The sequence below is a fragment of the Rhizobium sp. WYCCWR 11146 genome (genome assembly GCF_013591995.1).
Lineage (GTDB): Bacteria > Pseudomonadota > Alphaproteobacteria > Rhizobiales > Rhizobiaceae > Rhizobium > Rhizobium indicum.
Genome location: NZ_JACCEY010000024.1, coordinates 729298 through 747323, shown reverse-complemented (window position 1 = coordinate 747323; position 18026 = coordinate 729298). Strand labels below are relative to the sequence as shown.

Genomic DNA, 18026 nt, shown 5'->3' with positions numbered 1-18026 from the left:
AGACACGGGTTCGGCGCGCCGCATTTTAGCATTCACGATTTCACGGAACTGACGAAGAACCGTAACAACTCCGTCAAACAACCGGCGCATTAAACGGTCGGCGTGCCTCCCCCAGGGAGCATTTGCGCCGGTCGAACCGTTTTCAAACCCCTTGCCGGATATTTGTCATGACCAAGCGTTTTCTCGCGGCTGCCGCTTTCGTTCTCCTGTCCAGCACCGTCAGCGCCACCGATATCGGCACCACTTTTGAGACCGCCTGCCCCTTCGGCGATTGCGCCGCTGGCATCTCGCTCTCCTATCTCGGTGAATTCGTCATCCCCACAGGCCACATGGAAAACGGCGTCGAATTCGGCGGTATTTCCGGCCTCGATTTCGATGCCGCCACCGGCCACTATATCGCCATCAGCGACGACCGTTCGGAAAGAGGCCCTGCCCGTTTCTATGAACTCGACGTCGATCTCGACGCGTCGGGCCTCAAGGGCGTTTCGGTCGTCAAGCAGGTGACCCTGAAGGACAAGAATGGCGAGCCCTTCGCTGCCCGGACCGTCGATCCGGAATCGATCCGCCTCGGCAAGGACGGCATCTATTGGGGCAGCGAAGGCGACGGCAAGGCGCTGCTGGCACCCTTCGTCCGCGTTGCTTCGCCGGACGGATCCTTCGTCCGCGAATTCATGCTGCCGGAGGGCTTTGCGCCAACCGCGGACAAGTCGACCGGCATCCGGGACAATCTTGCCTTCGAGGATCTTGCCATCGCGCCCTCCGGCGACGTTTTCGTCGGTGTTGAAGCGGCCCTTTACCAGGATGGTCCGAACCCCTCGCTGACGTCGGGCAGCCTGTCGCGCATCGTCCGCTATGACGGCGCCACCGGCGAGCCGAAGGCTGAGTACGTCTACCCCGTCTCGCCGATCCCGCAGGCCGCCACCAAGGCCGACGGCGGCAATGACAACGGCATGTCCGAGATTCTTGCCCTCGACGATCACCGCCTGCTCGCCGTCGAACGCAGCTATGCCCAGGGCTTCGGCAACACCATCAAGATCATGATGATGGATCTGACTGATGCCACCGATGTATCCGCTATCGCTTCGCTCGCCAAAAACGACCAGCGCGTCGTCCCCGTCCGCAAAAGCCAGGTCCTCGATTTGAGGGCGATCGGCCTCGTTCCCGACAATATCGAGGCCATGTCGCTCGGCAAGGCCAAGGACGGCACCGATATTCTCATTCTCGGCTCCGACAATAATTTCTCGGCCGGCCAGAAGACGCAATTCTATGCCTTCAAGGTTCTCAACCGCCCGCAGCAGTAAGACGTCCGGATCTGAGGGTCGAATAGGCACGCTTTGTATACGCTTTCACGGTGCGGACCTTGAAACCACCGGGTTGATGGCCCATAACCAGAGTACAAGAAAAAGAAGAGGCGCGCGTGGGTGTGTTCGACCGTCAGAAAAGCAATCATGAACCGCGATGGCTCGGATCGTCGGCGCAGACGCGTACGCCGCTGATTCCCTCCATTTCGGCGGCGCGCTGGCTGCTGGTCCTGGTCGTCGCTGCCGGCGTCTATTTCTTCTACGGCTTCCTCGTGCCGGTGCTCGCAGCCCTCGTCATCGGCTTTGCCAGCTGGCCGCTCTACCGCAAGCTTCTTGCCCGCGTCGGCGGCAATACGACGATCGCCGCGACCATCGCCATCATCCTGATTATCACCTTCCTGGTCATCCCGATCGGGCTTGCGGTCACCTATACGACGGGCGAAGTGCGCACCTGGGTCGCCTGGGCAATCCATGCCAACCGCGCCGGCGCCCCGACGCCAAACTGGATCGTCGCGCTGCCTTGGGCCGGCGCCTATCTCGATGAAGTCTGGACAAAATATATCGGCAGTCCCGGCGCGCTCGGCGAGGTCATCCAGGCGGTCAGCGGCGCCAATATCGGCAACATATACCGTGCAGTGCTGGCGGCCGGTGGCGGCGCCTTCCATCTGCTGCTGACGCTGCTTTTCATGCTGATCGCGCTGTTCTTCGTCTATCGCGACGGCTTCTCCTTCTCCAAGCAGATCGACATGCTGGGTGAGCGCATCCTGCCCAACCGCTGGGAGCGAATTTCTCGCGTCGTGCCGGCGACGATCAGCTCAACCGTCATGGGCATGACGCTGATCGCGATCGGCGAAGGCATCGTGCTCGGTCTTGCCTACTGGATTGCCGGCGTGCCCTCGCCGGTGACGCTCGGCGTGCTGACGGGCGTGATGGCGCTGATACCGGGCGGTGCGCCGCTCTCCTTCACGCTGGTCTCCATCTATCTGCTGGCGAGCGGCTCGCATGTCGCCGGCATCAGTCTCTTCGTCTGGGGGACGGTCGAGCTCTTCATCGTCGACAAGACGCTGCGGCCGAAGCTCGTCGGCGGTCCGATCAAGCTGCCCTTCCTGCCGACCTTCTTCGGCCTCGTCGGCGGCGTCAAGACGATGGGTTTCCTCGGCCTCTTCATCGGCCCGGTGCTGATGGCGCTGATCGTCGCCATCTGGCGCGAATGGATCCACGAGGCCCGCAACGCCGACAAGAGCGAGACCGGACCGCAGATCATCATCGACGAACAGGCCCCGCCGCCGGTCCCCGGTTCGCCGAAAACCATGCCGCGCGTCGCCGAAGGCTGAACATGGCTTCGCAGACCGGCTACCCCAGCCGCTTTTCCATGAACAGGCTGAGCGGATCCGGCAGATAGCTGCCGAACGGCTCGATTTCCCGATATCCGTATTTGCGGTAGAGAGCGATCGCCTCGGGCTGGTAGATGCCGGTTTCAAGCCGGATCGCCGTTAGACCCTTTTCCCCGGCGATCGCTTCGAGCGCATTCATCAGGCCGCTGGCGATCCTCAGCCCCCTCGCCTCGGGGTCGACGAACATGCGCTTGATCTCCGCCGTGCCGTCGCCGGCCTCGACCAGCGCGCAGCAGCCGACGGTCGCATCGCCATTGCGCGCGACGAGGAAGCTCACCGAAGGCTTCTCCAGCACGGAAAGGTCGACCAGATGGTTGCTCTCCGCAGGATAGAGCGATTGCGCATAGGCATCAGAGAGATCGAGAAGCCGGATGACGCCCTCCTGGCGTGGCGGTTCAAGAGCGATGGTGACGGACATGTTGGCTCCCTCTGCCGGCGCGTGACAATATTTCCCCCGATATGACGAACAGTTAGCGTCCTTGCCTTCATTCGGTTGGAATTGCGCCCTCTAAGACGATGATGTGCTCAATAATCAAGGAAGCAGAATATGCAAGCGGTGCTGATCGCGATGACCATTCTCGGCTGCGACGATTCCATCAGCCAGTGCAATTATGTCGCGACGGTCGATAAACGCTGGGAAACCGTTGCCGCCTGCGATGCCGAAGCCGAACGACGGCTGAAGACCTATGTGAATGTCAACTATCCCTCGGTGATTGCGGTGTGCGAGGCGCCGAAAGCCATCGCCGCCGCCGAGCCGCCGAAATCGGCGCCCGTGCCTGCCGCCGCGCCCGAGGTCGCTGTCGCAGCGCCCCAACCCGCAGGAAGGATTGCCGGTTTTGCAGAAGGCATCGCCGGCCAGGTCCGCGCCCACCTGCCCTCGGGCAGAAGCGTCAAGGACACACTGACCAAACCCGTGCACTTCGTCTCCGCCAGCTATTCCTGGGTGGTGACGCGGCTGGCCGATTAAGCGGCCGCAAGCGCCGCGTAGACGCGCGCGGATTGTCGCTGCTCGTTAACGTGCAGCTTTTCCACCATGTCGAGCAACTCGCCGATTGCGCCATGCGCGTCGTGATGGCGGAATTTTTCGAGAAGACGGCCGCAGACATTGCCGAGCACGCTGGCCGGCGCTTTTCTGGCGGCGTCGCGCCACAGCATCGTCGCTTCGACGAAGATCACGCTGATGTCCCTCGGCAGGCCGGCGGATTCATAGAGCGCGCGCACCGCATGCATGCGCCCGGTTGCCAGGATCGAGCGCACGCGGCGCTCGCTGCACGCGGTCAGATCGACGATCGCGCCGGCGAAGAAATCTACCTTGCCGGCACAGAGCGCATGCATCAGGAAGGACGGCGTCAGCCGGCCGTTGAGGCGCAGATGCTGGACGAGATCGGGTATTTCGCGCGGCGCGATGTCGCCGGCGATCGAAACGATGGCGGCCTCGGTCGCCTCGCGGCTGATGCGCTGAAGCCGCTGCAGGCCGATCGCCGCCTGTGCCAGCGGCAGGCCGACCAGCGCATTGCTGACATGCTGGGTCAGCAATTGCCGGGCATCGGCGGGAAGATCGCTGCGGTCGAGAAGCAGGTTGCGAATGTCGTAGCAGTCGCCGAGCCGTTCGGCGATACGTTTCAACGATAGGCTGGAGATCACCGCGCCGTCGTTCTCCAGCAGGCAGAGCAGTTCTTCCTCGTCGCCGACCTCCGCAAGGGCGGCGGAGACCGGGCGTGTCAGATGCGCTCTGGCGGCGATCAGCATGCGGGTGGCGCCGTTGCCGCGCGCGGCAAGGTCGACGAGATCGGCGTCGCTCAAAAGTGGCGAGCAGGTCACCGCGTGGCAGGCGACCTCGGGCTGGTCTTCGGCAAGCGAAAGAATAAGGTTGCGCGGCGCATCGGGCGACCAGGCGATCGCCTCGGCAAGCGCAAGCCGCACGCGCGGCGACGGATCGTCGAGAAGAAAGGTCATCGCCATTTCGGCCGCCGCCCGCTCGTCCGCGGACATTTCGGACTGCAGATAGGCGCGCCCGAGGGCGTTTGCGGCCCGGGCCCGGTCACCGCTCTTGGCCGTTTCGATCCAACGAAGAAAAGCTTCTACGATCACGCGACGCCCCAGCATTTGAACGCGATTCCCTCGCGCTCCATTCAATGCTGCGACCGTAGTGGCAAAAGGTTTAAGATTGGTTCACCATGTTTCTTAAGCCTTTGGACGCCTTGCCGGTTCGGCTCAGCCTTGCTGCGTCTTCGGCCGGATCATCTCGAAAACATCGCTGCCTTCGCTGTAATCCATGTAACCCATGCGGGCCAAAGGTCGGGCGATCGACATGTCGAGGCGGCCGTCCCTGACGATCGCTTCATCGATGCGGATACCGACCACTTCGCCGAAGACGAGGACGTTTTCGGATGGTTCGCCCGACAGCGTCTTCGGCTCGATGATCTCGGTCACCCTGCATTCGAGCACCGCGAAAGCCTCGCCGACATAGGGCGCGTCGATCAGTTCGGCCGGCTTCGGCGTCAGGCCGGCGAAGTCGAATTCGCTGTCGCCGTAGGGCAGCGCCGCCGAGGAGAGGTTCATCTTCTCGGCAAGATCGCGGCTGACGAAATTGCAGGTGAAGACGCCGGTCTCGGCGGCATTGCGCTGGCTGTGCTTGCGTCCGGCTGAAGAAAACATCACCAGTTTCGGCCGGTCCGCAACGGCATTGAAGAAGGAATAGGGCGCGAGATTGATCGAACCATCCCTGCCTTTGCTGCCGATCCAGCCGATCGGGCGCGGCGACACGATCGCCTTGAACGGATCATGCGCGAGCCCATGCCGGTTGCTGTCGGTGGTGTAGAACATCAGTCTTCTCCGCCGACCCAGGTTACGGTATCGACAAGTTCCGGCCGCGGCCGCTCGATCGCCGGAAATGTCGTCGAGCCGATATGAATGAAGCCCGCCACCTTTTCATCAGGCCCGACGCCGAGCAGCGGATAGGCACGCTCGTCATAGGCGAACCACTCCGTCAGCCAGTTGGCGACATAACCATTGGCATTGGCGGCGAGGATGACGTTGAAGCAAAGCGCGCCCGCCGACATCAACTGCTCCCATTCCGGGATCTTGATATGCGGCCCCGCCTTGCTGACGATGGCGACCACCACCGGCGCACGGGTGAAACGGCTGCGCTCGACCTGGATCATCTCTTCGGAAAGATCGGGCTTTGTCTGAAGAGCCAGCGTCAGAAGTTCCTCGCCGAGACGCACGCGCTGCTCTCCGCGATAGACGATGAAGCGCCATGGGGCGATCTTGCCGTGATCGGGAACACGCGAGGCAAGACGCAGGATCTCCTCGATCTCGGACTTCTCGGGGCCTGGTTCGCACATCTGAAAAGCGGGGATGGAGCGGCGCACGGCGAGGTAGTCGATCAGCTTGATATCGGATTTCATACGGGAGAAGCTCTCATTTTTATGCTGCTGCAAAGGGTGGGTCTTGAATTTGCCATCGCGTTGGTCTTGAAGTGACCTTTGCGATTTCAGAAGTCAATCGGTTCACGAAACAGATGTTTGGCATTTTGCCTTTTGCACGCATCGGCCTTGCCATTGCCCTGATGGTATTGATGCCCCTCGGCGCCGGCGCTCAGGATGCCTTCAAGGAATTCAAACAGCTTGAATCGACACCGAAGATGCCGAAGCTCGATGCCTTTATCGCGCCCGGCACGGTGCCCGAAGGGGTCAAGCTGCGCGACGTCCCGATGGAAGCCAAGCTGACGGCCGACGGCACGCCGGTTGAAGAGGGCCTTTCCTGGTACGTCTTCAGCCCGATCGCCGGAACCGATGGCAAGCTGCCGCTGATCGCCAGCGCCAAGGGCGGCCCCGCCGCCTTCCAGCTCGCCCCGGGCGATTATTTCGTCAACGTCTCCTTCGGCCGCGCCGGGGTCACCAAGAAACTGACCGTGCCCGCTGAAGGCGAGGTCGACAAGCAGGTGATGGTGCTCGATGCCGGCGGCCTGCTGCTCAATGCCGTCTCCGGCGCCGACGCCCGCATTCGCCCCGACCAGTTGAGCTTCTCGATCTATTCCTCGGAAGTGCGCGACGATGGCGAGCGCGGCCTCGTGGTGGCCGATGTCTCGCCGAATACCGTCGTCCGTCTCAATGCCGGCACCTATCACATCGTTTCCGAATATGGCAGCGTCAATGCCGTGATCCGCGCCGACATCCAGGTCGATGCCGGCAAACTGACCGAGGCGACGATCCAGCATCGCGCCGCGCAGATCACCTTCAAGCTGGTCTCCGATACCGGCGGCGAGGCGATCGCCGATACGGCATGGTCGATCCTGACGGCGGCCGGCGACAGCGTCGGCGAAAGCGTCAGCGCCTTCCCGACAATGGTTCTCGCCGAAGGCGGATATTCCGCCGTCGCCCGCAACAAGGACAAGATCTACCAGCGCGATTTCACCGTCGTCGCCGGCAGGAATACCGATGTCGAGGTTCTGATGAAAGACCAGCAGCCGCAGCCGCCGGTAAGCGACGCGGCCCGCACGGTACAGCAGGTGCCGGTCGGCACGCCGTCGCCGCCAGGCGTCCAGCCGGCTCCGGTAGCGCCGCTGCCCTCCTACGAACAGCTCGTGCCGCAGCAGGGCGGTGACGACACCAGCCTCGATTGATTTTTCCGTGAGCGGTTTCGGCTCGAGACGACGTCGGCGCCACTGAGAAGACGGATCGCGGCCAGAAGCCCCCGACCGTGCAGCTCAGCAGTGCTCAGGCGCGGATTCCATCATTGGCATAGGAGTATTTTCTGAAACGCACCCGGGTCTCGGGGTGACACGTTCCGATAATATTATAGCGATAGATCAGCGGCCGACAGCGCCGCGTACGGCACTGTCGGATCTTTGACATTTGTTCAGGCCGCCTTGGCCTTTTTTGCTTCGGCCTTGCGACGAATGTCGGGCGGTGTCGCTTCGAGGGTAAGGCTCTCGACGGCGGCGTCGAGCCCCATCGAAACCTGTTCCTGGCTGCCGAGGCGGCGGATATTGACCGTGCGCTCCTCGGCCTCTTTCCTGCCGCAGACGATGATGACGGGAACCTTGGTGACCGAATGCTCGCGGACCTTGTAGTTGATCTTCTCGTTGCGGAAGTCGGTCTCGACGTTGAGGCCGGCCTCGCGCAGCGCCTCGGCCACCTCAAGCCCGTAGGCATCGGCTTCCGAGGTGATTGTTGCGACCACCACCTGCAGCGGCGATACCCAGAGCGGCATATGGCCGGCGAAGTTCTCGATCAGGATGCCGAGGAAACGCTCCATCGAGCCGCAGATGGCGCGATGGATCATCACTGGCTGCGTCTTTTCCGAGTTGCTGTCGATGTAGAAGGCGCCGAAGCGTTCCGGCAGGTTGAAGTCGACCTGCGTCGTCCCGCACTGCCATTCGCGGCCGATCGCATCCTTCAGCGTGTATTCGAACTTCGGACCGTAAAAGGCGCCCTCGCCCGGCAGGATGCCGGTCTTGATGTTGTTCGACTGCTGCTGGATCGTCTCCAGCACACCCATCATCACGCTTTCGGCGCGGTCCCAGAGCTCGTCCGAACCGACGCGTTTGTCCGGCCGGGTCGAGAGCTTGATCGTCACTTCGTCGAAGCCGAAATCCTTATAGACCGAAAGGATCAGGTCGTTGATCTTCAGGCATTCGGCGGCCATCTGCTCGTCGGTGCAGAAGATGTGGGCATCGTCCTGCGTGAAGCCGCGCACGCGCATCAGCCCATGCAGCGCGCCCGACGGCTCGTAGCGGTGGACATTGCCGAATTCGGCGAGGCGTATCGGCAGCTCGCGGTAGGATTTCAGCCCGTGCTTGAAGATCTGGATATGGCCGGGGCAGTTCATCGGCTTCAGCGCGAAGACGCGGTCGTCATCGGTGTCGTCGCCGGCAACCGTCACCTTGAACATGTTGTCGCGGTACCAGCCCCAGTGACCGGAGGTTTCCCACAGCGACTTGTCGAGCACCTGCGGCGCGTTGACTTCCTGATAGTCGCCGGCAAGCCGGCGGCGCATATAGGCAACCAGCGTCTGGAATACGCGCCAGCCCTTGCCGTGCCAGAAGACGACGCCGGGACCTTCTTCCTGGAAATGGAAGAGATCCATCTCGCGGCCGAGCCGGCGATGATCGCGCTTTTCGGCTTCGGCAAGCATATGCAGGTAGTTGTCGAGTTCCGACTGTTCGGCGAAAGCCGTACCGTAGATGCGGCTCAGCATCGGATTGTTGCTGTCGCCGCGCCAATACGCGCCGGCCACCTTCAAGAGCTTGAAGGCGCTGCCGATCTGGCCGGTCGAGGCCATGTGCGGACCGCGGCAGAGGTCGAACCAGTCGCCTTGGTAATAGATCTTGAGATCCTGCCCTTCCGGGATCGCATCGACGAGTTCGACCTTGTACTGCTCGCCCTTGTCGGCGAAGACCTGTTTCGCCTTCTCGCGCGACCAGACCTGCTTGGTGAAGGCGGCGTTGCGGGCGATGATCTCCTTCATCTTCTTTTCGATCTTCGGCAGATCGTCGAGTGTGAAGGGCTCGTTCTTGGCGAAGTCGTAGTAGAAGCCGTTTTCGATGACCGGGCCGATCGTCACCTGGGTGCCGGGCCAGAGCTCCTGCACTGCTTCGGCCATGACATGCGCCGCGTCATGGCGGATGAGTTCGAGCGCGCGGTCGTCATTGCGGGTGATGATCTCGATCCTGCCGGTCGTCACGGGATCGGAAAGGTCGCGCACGGTACCGTCAATCGCAACGGCGACCGCTTTTTTGGCGAGCGACTTGGAAATGGATTCGGCGACATCCCGGCCGGTTGCGCCGGCATCATAGCCGCGCACGGAACCATCGGGAAATGTCAGGGAAATAGCTTGGGACATCGAAATTCTCCTTGTCCAGTCCCGCCAACGAATGCGGGTGGTTGACATGAAAGCGCCTCCGCGGAGCTGAATGCGCAGCCGCCTGATAGCCAGATTTCCTGTCTGAGTAAAGAAAAAGCGAGGTTATATAATCATTTCAGTCAGCCCGCGCACGGTGTTCCAGTTGCGCATCGTACCGACGCCGAGTCGCTTGGTCGTCAGCGCCGAAAGCAGCTTGGATTGGCTCGGCTTGCCGGCGAAATCGATCCAGAGATCGCCGCCGACGACGGCGATGCGCTGTCCCTCCGTCATCAGTGGTTTCAGCGCCTCTACCTTTTTGGGATCGACCGGCAGACGCATCACCCGGACGATGACCTGGTCGCCATTGCCGTCCTTGAAGGGATTGGTGCTGCAAAGCGCCATCCAGGTGCAGTCGCTGCGCACGATGATATCGACATGTTTGCCGAACTTTTCTTCAAAGCCCTCTTCCAGATGGGTCTCGACTTCGTGCGGCCGCATCTCGTCGGCCTCGAAGACAAGATTGCCTGTGGAAACCAGCGTGCGCGGCTCGCGATAACCGAGCTCTTCGGCAAGTGCACGCAAATCCTGCATGATGACGCGGCGGTCGGGCGTCAGGACAATGCTGTGCAGCAGGGCGATGAAGGTGCTCATGGCGCTCACCCTTTCTTCCGCCCGAGGGCGAGATAACGCCAGGGAGTCCACCAGCGCAAGCTGTCGCCGAGCATCTCCGGCACCTGGTCGAGGCCGCTGGTGCCGCCCGGGCCGCAGCGGCCGACGCGAAACAGCGCCATCCAGCCGCCGGCCCAAAGACCGTGGCGGGCGATCGACTCGTAGCCATATTCGGAGCATGTCGGGATATGGCGGCAGGAATTGCCAACAAAGCCGGAAAGCGTCAGCTGGTAGAGGCGGATGAGCCCCATGCCGAGCAGGCGGTCGGGCGTCTTGCGGAACGGACCGGTATAGTTGCGGGAAGTGCGTGCGGCCTTTTCACGCGGCTTGCCCGATCCCGCGGCACCGCCGTCGTCCTCATCATCGGCCTGCCGAATGCAGAACTCGCACATGTCAGTTACGCCTCGACAACTTCCGCCCGTTTCGCCTCGATCTGCCCGATCGCATCGACGACGGCATCGAAGGTCAGCATCGTCGAGGCATGGCGGGCCTTGTAGTCCCGCACCGGCAGCAGATAGCGCATGTCTTCGAATCGTCCATGAGGCCCCGCCCCGTCCGCCTTCAACATGGCGAGCATGTCCTGGCGGGCCTGGCGCAATTCGTCCGATGTGGCGCCGACGACATGGCGGGCCATGATAGAGGACGAGGCCTGGCCGAGCGCGCAGGCCTTCACGTCATGAGCAAAACCGGTCACGGTGTCGCCATCCATCTTCAGCCAGATCCGCACCTTCGAGCCGCAGAGTTTCGAATTGGCCTGGGCGCTCGCATCGGCATCATCAAGCGTGCCGGTCAGCGGAATATTGCCGGCGAATTCGAGGATTTTGCTGTTGTATATATCGTCCATGCTGGATTTCCGCTCCAAAATCGCTGCGGATCGGCCTCTGTGGGGCGCTATTGTCGTCAAAACAAAAAACACACCGTGTCGTGTGAGGATACTTACATACGATGGCCGTCTTCCTATATGTATGTCGTTCGAAGGCCATGAAAATGCAATGGCCTGGTGTAAGTTTGATTGGGAAACCGTGCCGGACGGGCTAAACTTGCCCTGAAAGCCCCGGAGCCTGCCAAAGGTGCATGAATTCCCGCATGGGATTGACCAGTGGCGATTCCGACAGATGGGTCCGCGGTGCGGGCCAGGAGACCATTGTTCATGGACGCCATCGTAAAGAACTTTCCGCAGACGAACCGCGACTCGGATCGCCCCTCCCAGCAGGAGGCTGAGGAAGCCGTTCGCGTTCTGCTGCGCTGGGCCGGTGACGACCCGACGCGTGAAGGCCTGCTCGAAACGCCGGCCCGCGTCGTCAAATCGTACCGCGAGCTTTTTTCCGGTTACGACATGGCGGCGGAAGACGTGCTCGGTCGCACCTTCGAAGAAGTCGCCGGTTACGATGACATGGTTCTCGTCAAGGATATTCCGTTCTACTCGCATTGCGAACACCACATGGTTCCGATCATCGGCAAGGCCCACGTCGCCTACATGCCGGACGGGCGCGTGCTCGGCCTGTCGAAGATTGCCCGTGTCGTCGAGATCTATGGCCGCCGCCTGCAGACCCAGGAAACGATGACCGCGCAGATCGCCCGGGCCATCGACGATACGCTTAATCCGCGCGGTGTCGCGGTGTTGATCGAGGCCGAACATATGTGCATGGCGATGCGCGGCGTTCAGAAGCAGGGCTCGACCACGTTGACGACGACGTTTACGGGAACGTTCAAGACTGAGCCGGCCGATCAGGCCCGTTTCATGACCATGGTGCGGAGCCGCTGATACCGGCTCCCTCAGGAGGGCCGCGATGAGTCAACTGATCTTCAATCAACCATCCGAGGACAAGTCGGCGTTGGAAGACGCCGGCGATTTCACGCCGCGTTTCGACGACCGCGGCCTGATCACCGCGATCGTCACCGATGCCGGCGACGGTGAGCTGCTGATGGTGGCGCATATGAATGCCCAGGCGCTGGCGCTGACCATCCAGACCGGCACGGCGCACTATTTCAGCCGTTCGCGCGGCAAGCTCTGGAAGAAAGGCGAAACCTCGGGCAATCTCCAGACGGTGAAGGAAATCCGCACCGATTGCGATCAGGACGCCATCTGGCTGAAGGTCGAGGTCGCCGGCCACGACGCTACCTGTCACACCGGCCGCCGCTCCTGCTTCTACCGGACGATCACGCTTCGAGACGGAAAGCCGATGCTTGATATCGTTGACGACGAGCTTCATTTCGATCCGCAGGATGTCTACGGAAAATAGCCTGAAATTCCTGGCATTTGCTCCTTATTGCGCCAGAAACCGCATCTCTATACCATTTGGAAACTGATCGGGCACACTATCGAAAATCAAGTGTTCTGCTGGGAGGGGAGAGCGCCATGCTGAGCTGGAGTCTGCATCGTCAAAGCTCTGAAGGCGAAGGTGCCGGTTCCGGCATGTCGACCACGCTCGATATGCTCCCACCTCCTGCGCCTCAAAAGAAAATCAAGATCGCGCTGGCACTCGGCGGCGGCGCTGCCCGCGGCTGGGCCCATATCGGCGTGCTACGCGCCCTCGACGAGGCAAAGGTCGAGATCGGCATGATTGCCGGCACCTCGATCGGCGCGCTGGTCGGCGGCTGCTATCTTGCCGGCAAGCTCGATGAACTCGAAAGCTTCGCGCGCTCGCTGACGATGCGCCGCATCGCAAGTCTCCTCGATCTCACCATCGGCGGCAGCGGCCTGTTCGGCGGCATGCGGCTGACCAAGCGCATGCAGGAACATCTCGAAGGCCTGAACGTCGAGGATCTCGACCGGCCGTTCGTCGCGGTCGCGGCCGAGGTCAATACCGGTCATGAGGTCTGGATCGCCAATGGTTCGCTGATCACGGCGCTGCGCGCCTCCTATGCCCTGCCCGGCATTTTCGAGCCGGTGCGCAGCAATCACCGCACGCTGGTCGACGGCGCACTGGTCAATCCCGTCCCCGTCTCCGTCTGCCGCGCCTACGAACAGCCGCTCGTCGTCGCCGTCAATCTCAATTACGATCTCTACGGCCGCTCCGCCGTCGTCCGGCACAATGCCAGCCTCTCGCCGCAGGAAGTGCAGAAACAGGAAGAGGCGCCCTATGCGCGCCTCGGCATGACCGGCGTCATGGTGCAGGCCTTCAACATCATCCAGGACAGGATCGCCCGGGCCCGCCTTGCCGGCGACCCGCCGGATATTTCGCTGCAGCCGCGTCTCAGCTATATCGGCCTTTCCGAATTCCACCGGGCCGGCGAGGCGATCGAACGCGGCTACGAGGAGGCCAGAGCCCGGCTCCCCGAGATCAAACGCATGCAGGAAGTCTACGCAAGCAACCCCTGATGCACGTCGTCCAAAAGCGCGTGGCGGTTTGGGACGACGAGACTAGTCTAGCGAAGCACGCGAAAACCTCAGCCGGCGATATAGGCCTTGATTTCCTCGGCCTCACGCTCCACTTCGGCGATACGCGATTTCACCACGTCCCCGATCGAGATGATGCCGGCAAGCTTGCCGTTGCTTTCCACCGGCACGTGACGGAAACGTCGGCTGGTCATCAGTTCCATCAACTCGTTGACGGTCGTCTCCTCATGGCAGCGATAGACCTTTGCGGTCATGACCTGAGCCAGCGGTTGGTCGAGGCCTTCCTTGCCGTGTTTGGCGATCGCATGCACGAGATCGCGCTCGGTGAACATGCCCGAAATCCGGTTCTCCATGCCGACGACGACGATGGCGCCGATCTTCTTTTTGCTGAGGATGGCGGCCGCCTCGGCGACGGTGGCGTTCGGCCCGGCGGTGACGACGTCCCTGCCCTTCAGGTCGAGGATTGCTTTGACTGAACTGGTCATTCGAACCTCCTATGTCCGTGAAACACTTGTCACAGGCATCCGCGGCGGTTTCTCCCCCCGGCACGGATATAGGTCGATGGTGCACTGCCCGGCTCAGGATTGCAACACATCCTTCTCGGTTCCGTCAGGTTCCATCACCGGCGGGCGCGGCGCCCGGTCGAACAGCGAAAACAGCAGGAAGCCGAAGACGAAGCCGCCGATATGCGCGTCCCAGGCAATCGCCTGGTCGCTGTCGCCGACGAGCGGGATGCCGACAGCGATCAGCGCATTGCCGACCAGCCAGAGCAGCATGAAGATGATGACGGTGCGGCTCTTCAGCGCCTCGACGATGGAAAGCCGGGGATTGAGATGCGCTGGAAGCATCGGCCGCCGTTCGGCCGGAAAGGCGAATCGGCAGGCGGCCCCCATCAGCCCGGAGATGACGCCCGACGCACCGATCAGCAGCGACACGTCTCCCCAGTTCAGGGCCGCGTGCAGAATGGCGGATGCGACGGCGGAAAAAACCCAGAAGAGCACGAAACGCAGCGTCCCGATGCGGCGCACGACCGGCGCGCCGAAGGCCATCAGCCAGAAGGCGTTGAAGAGGATATGCTGGACGCTGCCGTGCAGCAGCGAATAGGTGACGGGCGTCCAGAACAGTTCCGGCCCCTGCTGCGACAGCGGAATCACATAGCGGGCGGGAACGAAGCCGAAGGTGAAGAACAGCCAGTTCATCGCATCGTCGGAGAGCAGGAGTTCCTGCACCGCATAAATGACACCAAGCAGGCAAAGGCTGAAGAACAGCGCCGGCGGAAGGTTGAAGACCGGTTCGCGCGGTCGCCGTGCCGGCGGCTGGACCTCGGGAGGTTCGGGCGCCTTATGCGGCTCGGCCGTCTGCTCATTCATCTGTGTTTTGCCTCGTTGAGGCCACAGCCATACAGGAGCGACTGTCAAAAAAAAAGCCGTCCGAAGGGCCGGACGGCGTACCGGGAGCTCCAGGAAAGACCTCGGCCCGGGCAGGTTGTGCTGAACTTCGAAAGTCGAAGCGATGGCAGGACAGTGTCACGACGGGCACTGCATCTCAACCGAAACCATCTCTTAACCTTAACCGCCGCGATCTGGCATGAAATCCGCAAGGTAGAGCCTGTAGGGGCAATGACTGCCCGAAAATGCTCCGGAATGGGACAGGTTGGTGTGAAATGCGTGTGCAAACGACCATCGAAATTTTTGACTACTGGAACCGTATCCGCGGCGCTGCCGATGCGCCGCTGAAATCACAGGTCGAACCCTCCGCCGTCCCCCACCTGCTCCAAAGTCTGTTCATTCTTGAGAAGCGCGAGGGCGGAGACATCGGTTTCCGGCTCGCCGGCACCCGCATCTGTGATCTCTTTGGGCGTGACCTGCGCGGCGAACGTTTTTCGTCTCTCTGGGCAAATGGTCAGCTCGCGGACATCGAACGCACGGCGATGGGCGTCATGGACCACGCCATGCCGGCCCTGTTCAACGCCACCGGCTACAGCACTGTCGGTCATCAGGCCTCCTTCGAGATTATCATGATGCCGCTGCGTTCGCCGGACGGCGCCTGCGACCGTTTGCTCGGCGCGATCGCGCCGGCAGCGGCCGCGAGCTGGCTGGAGATCGTGCCGCTCGAATTCCTGGCGCTCGACCGCAGCCGCCTGCTGCCCGAAAAATTCGACAAGGCAGCACCGACCGAACCGCGCCCCATCAATAGGATCGTCGCTGGCAAAAGCATCCATTTCGGCCAGGTCATGCGCCGCATGGTGTCGCAGCTGCTGAGCGCGGAGGCGCGCTGACAATCCCATTTCGGCACATCCGGCATACTCGTTTTCCGCTATATGGGGATCGGGCAAAACAACCTTCTGTTAATGGATTGTGGGTAAAGATCGGTCTCTGCGATTTTCATGAAGAAGCCCTTTGATGCACTCGTTCCAGCCAGCTCAGACGCAACGACCTGCGCCGCGCCCTGAACAGGGCGTTTTTCAGCGCGTGCCCATCAACATGCAGGGCCGGCTGATGCTTGCGAACTACGAGGAATTCGAATGCATGGTGATCGACATGTCGCCTGGCGATATGTACGTCACCTGCCTCGGTCGGCCGCGCGCCAACGAACGCGTTGTCGCCTATATTGACCATCTCGGCCGCGTCGAAGGCTATGTCCAGACGATCGATGGCCGCGGTTTCACCATGTCGATCAATGCCACCGACCGGAAGCGCGAGAAGCTCGCGGCCCAGCTCACCTGGCTTGCCAACAAGCACGAGCTCGGCCTGCCCGAGGATCGCCGCCACGACCGTCTGACGCCACGCGACACGAAGACCGAGCTGACGCTCGAGGACGGCACGCGTTATTCCTGCCGCATCATGGACCTTTCGCTGTCGGGCGCTGCCGTCGACGTCGAGATGCGCCCTTCGATCGGAACGGCCGTGCGCCTCGGCAATATGCGTGGTCGCGTCGTGCGCCACTTCGTCGAAGGCGTGGCGATCGAATTCCTGTCGATCCAGTCCCGCGAGACGCTGCGCGAATTCCTTTAACAGCTGCTGAAATGACGCTGCCCTCCGGTGCGCACCCGGTCAGGTCGCGTTGAAAACGCCCGCCCTTCACGGCAGGAGATTTGCAAGCGGCAACGAATCTGGCTTTGGAAAGAAGCCGCGAAATCCTGTCGCAAGTCGTTCCACCCAGTCGTTAGACAACATTATGAGTGGAACAAGCTGCGACACCGATCGGCACGCAATAAGGTTGCGCAAAATTGTGCAGTGATTTTGCGTCCGGGAATGCCCTGCCCTCGCCCGTCGTCATCCATTCGTCACGGATATGACGGATAAGGCCCGCCTTAATTCGAGAGGCGCGTCCATGTCAGCTCTTTATCCCGAAATCGAACCCCATGATCATGGTCAGCTCGATACGGGCGACGGCAATCTGATCTATTGGGAGGTCTGCGGCAATCCGGCGGGCAGGCCGGCGCTGGTGCTGCATGGCGGGCCGGGCTCCGGCTGCTCGACCGCGGCGCGGAGCTATTTCGATCCCGACGCCTACCGAATCATTCTGTTCGATCAGCGCAATTGCGGCCGCAGCCTGCCGAGTGCTGCCGATCCTAAAACCGATCTCTCCGTCAATACCACCTGGCATCTCGTTGCGGATATCGAGCGGCTGCGGGCCCATCTCGGCATCGACAGCTGGCTCCTTTTCGGCAATTCCTGGGGTTCGACACTGGCGCTGGCCTATGCCGAAACCCATCCGGAGCGTGTCGCAGCGATCGTCCTGTCAGGCGTGACCACCACCCGGCGTTCGGAAATCGACTGGCTCTGTCGCGGCATGGCGCCACTCTTTCCGGAGGAATGGCACCGTTTCCGCCAGGTGATTCCCGCAGACAGCCAGGGACGAGACGAGGACATCGTCGCCGCCTATCATCGTCTTCTCAACGATCCGGATCCGGAAACGCGCTTCAAGGCGGCGCGTGACTGGCATGATTGGGAGGCGGCCTCGATTCTGCTTGCCGATCCCCAAGGCCTGCCACGCCGCTGGGCCGATCCGGCCTATATGCTCACGCGCGCCCGCATCATCACCCATTACTTCAGCAATGGCGCCTGGCTGGAGGACGGCCAGCTCTTGAAGAACGCCGCTCGGCTCATCGGCATTCCCGGTATCCTGCTGCAGGGAAGGCTCGACATCGAGGCGCCGCTCGTCACCGCCTGGGAACTGGCCCGCGCCTGGCCGCAAAGCGAGCTCACCATCCTTCCGCATGCTGCCCATTCCACCGCAAATCCCGATATGAGCGCGGCGATTGTGGCTGCCACCGATCGATTTCGCGACTTTCCTCAAAAATAATTTTCCCGCCCGGATCGGCGATCTAAGCGATATTCTGCTTTTGAACCAGCCGAATCGGCCCATTCCGGCGGCATCGCCGGTCGGCTACGCGCTGCCGCAGATCGCCAGCACACTGCTGAGATTTACCCGGCTCAACGAAAATCCTTAACATCAGGACGGCAACGC

General features: G+C 61.8%; 20 protein-coding genes. 10 read left to right on the top strand and 10 right to left on the bottom strand.

Annotated features, from left to right (window positions below; genetic code table 11):
* The first annotated feature begins 167 nt into the window (after positions 1 to 167).
* Positions 168 to 1301 carry an esterase-like activity of phytase family protein gene (locus tag HX899_RS23400; protein WP_181293506.1) on the top strand — a complete coding sequence of 378 codons (1134 nt, stop codon included), beginning with the start codon at positions 168 to 170 and terminating at the stop codon, positions 1299 to 1301.
* A 116-nt stretch (positions 1302 to 1417) separates the two neighbouring features.
* A complete protein-coding gene (locus HX899_RS23395) occupies positions 1418 to 2635 on the top strand; it encodes an AI-2E family transporter (RefSeq protein ID WP_017960548.1) in 1218 nt (405 codons plus the stop codon).
* Between the two features lie 19 nt (positions 2636 to 2654).
* Here HX899_RS23395 and HX899_RS23390 read toward each other — a convergent pair whose 3' ends face one another.
* On the bottom strand, positions 2655 to 3113 hold the full coding sequence (locus HX899_RS23390) for a GNAT family N-acetyltransferase (protein ID WP_171598755.1): 459 nt from the start codon (positions 3111 to 3113) through the stop codon (positions 2655 to 2657).
* A 129-nt stretch (positions 3114 to 3242) separates the two neighbouring features.
* On the opposite strand from HX899_RS23390, the gene HX899_RS23385 reads away from it, so the two are divergent.
* Complete coding sequence (locus HX899_RS23385; RefSeq protein ID WP_171598754.1) at positions 3243 to 3662, top strand: hypothetical protein; 420 nt, start codon at positions 3243 to 3245, stop codon at positions 3660 to 3662.
* On the opposite strand, the gene HX899_RS23380 is transcribed toward HX899_RS23385, so the two are convergent.
* The 3 genes from HX899_RS23380 to HX899_RS23370 form a co-directional block, all read right to left on the bottom strand.
* Positions 3659 to 4801 carry a DUF2336 domain-containing protein gene (locus HX899_RS23380; RefSeq protein WP_181293505.1) on the bottom strand — a complete coding sequence of 381 codons (1143 nt, stop codon included), beginning with the start codon at positions 4799 to 4801 and terminating at the stop codon, positions 3659 to 3661. The genes HX899_RS23385 and HX899_RS23380 overlap by 4 nt on opposite strands.
* Before the next feature lie 108 nt (positions 4802 to 4909).
* Positions 4910 to 5521, bottom strand: coding sequence for a flavin reductase family protein (locus tag HX899_RS23375; RefSeq protein WP_181293504.1), 612 nt, complete (start codon positions 5519 to 5521; stop codon positions 4910 to 4912).
* On the bottom strand, positions 5521 to 6105 hold the full coding sequence (locus tag HX899_RS23370; RefSeq protein ID WP_181293503.1) for a nitroreductase: 585 nt from the start codon (positions 6103 to 6105) through the stop codon (positions 5521 to 5523). Before HX899_RS23370 ends, HX899_RS23375 begins: the two co-directional genes overlap by 1 nt.
* Positions 6106 to 6218: 113 nt before the next feature.
* On the opposite strand from HX899_RS23370, the gene HX899_RS23365 reads away from it, so the two are divergent.
* Positions 6219 to 7322 carry a hypothetical protein gene (locus HX899_RS23365; protein ID WP_181293502.1) on the top strand — a complete coding sequence of 368 codons (1104 nt, stop codon included), beginning with the start codon at positions 6219 to 6221 and terminating at the stop codon, positions 7320 to 7322.
* A gap of 236 nt (positions 7323 to 7558) precedes the next feature.
* Here the strand turns inward: HX899_RS23365 and thrS are convergent, their stop codons facing one another.
* The 4 genes from thrS to HX899_RS23345 form a co-directional block, all read right to left on the bottom strand.
* The gene (gene thrS / locus HX899_RS23360; protein WP_181293501.1) at positions 7559 to 9544 is read right to left on the bottom strand and encodes a threonine--tRNA ligase; all 1986 of its coding nucleotides are present in this window, start codon (positions 9542 to 9544) and stop codon (positions 7559 to 7561) included.
* Between the two features lie 123 nt (positions 9545 to 9667).
* Complete coding sequence (locus HX899_RS23355) at positions 9668 to 10195, bottom strand: DUF1697 domain-containing protein (RefSeq protein ID WP_062944392.1); 528 nt, start codon at positions 10193 to 10195, stop codon at positions 9668 to 9670.
* 5 nt (positions 10196 to 10200) lie between these two features.
* A complete protein-coding gene (yidD, locus tag HX899_RS23350) occupies positions 10201 to 10605 on the bottom strand; it encodes a membrane protein insertion efficiency factor YidD (protein WP_181293500.1) in 405 nt (134 codons plus the stop codon).
* Positions 10606 to 10610: 5 nt separating this feature from the next.
* Complete coding sequence (locus HX899_RS23345; protein WP_181293499.1) at positions 10611 to 11057, bottom strand: iron-sulfur cluster assembly scaffold protein; 447 nt, start codon at positions 11055 to 11057, stop codon at positions 10611 to 10613.
* Between the two features lie 306 nt (positions 11058 to 11363).
* On the opposite strand from HX899_RS23345, the gene folE reads away from it, so the two are divergent.
* The 3 genes from folE (at position 11364) to HX899_RS23330 (ending at position 13535) form a co-directional block, all read left to right on the top strand.
* Positions 11364 to 11978, top strand: a complete 615-nt coding sequence (gene folE, locus HX899_RS23340; protein WP_017960561.1) for a GTP cyclohydrolase I FolE — start codon at positions 11364 to 11366, stop codon at positions 11976 to 11978.
* 25 nt (positions 11979 to 12003) lie between these two features.
* Positions 12004 to 12456, top strand: coding sequence for a phosphoribosyl-AMP cyclohydrolase (gene hisI, locus HX899_RS23335; protein ID WP_017964406.1), 453 nt, complete (start codon positions 12004 to 12006; stop codon positions 12454 to 12456).
* 116 nt (positions 12457 to 12572) lie between these two features.
* The gene (locus HX899_RS23330; protein WP_181293498.1) at positions 12573 to 13535 is read left to right on the top strand and encodes a patatin-like phospholipase family protein; all 963 of its coding nucleotides are present in this window, start codon (positions 12573 to 12575) and stop codon (positions 13533 to 13535) included.
* A gap of 68 nt (positions 13536 to 13603) precedes the next feature.
* Here the strand turns inward: HX899_RS23330 and HX899_RS23325 are convergent, their stop codons facing one another.
* The gene (locus tag HX899_RS23325; RefSeq protein ID WP_025394659.1) at positions 13604 to 14038 is read right to left on the bottom strand and encodes a CBS domain-containing protein; all 435 of its coding nucleotides are present in this window, start codon (positions 14036 to 14038) and stop codon (positions 13604 to 13606) included.
* 93 nt (positions 14039 to 14131) lie between these two features.
* Entirely contained in the window at positions 14132 to 14923 is a 792-nt protein-coding gene (locus HX899_RS23320) for a rhomboid family intramembrane serine protease (RefSeq protein WP_171598749.1), read from the bottom strand.
* A 263-nt stretch (positions 14924 to 15186) separates the two neighbouring features.
* Here HX899_RS23320 and HX899_RS23315 point away from each other — a divergent pair, with 263 nt between their 5' ends.
* From HX899_RS23315 to pip, 3 genes are all read left to right on the top strand, one after another.
* Complete coding sequence (locus HX899_RS23315) at positions 15187 to 15831, top strand: PAS domain-containing protein (RefSeq protein ID WP_138329372.1); 645 nt, start codon at positions 15187 to 15189, stop codon at positions 15829 to 15831.
* 124 nt (positions 15832 to 15955) lie between these two features.
* Positions 15956 to 16567, top strand: a complete 612-nt coding sequence (locus HX899_RS23310) for a PilZ domain-containing protein (protein ID WP_003539887.1) — start codon at positions 15956 to 15958, stop codon at positions 16565 to 16567.
* Between the two features lie 319 nt (positions 16568 to 16886).
* Positions 16887 to 17861, top strand: coding sequence for a prolyl aminopeptidase (gene pip, locus HX899_RS23305; protein WP_138389132.1), 975 nt, complete (start codon positions 16887 to 16889; stop codon positions 17859 to 17861).
* Positions 17862 to 18026: the final 165 nt, after the last annotated feature.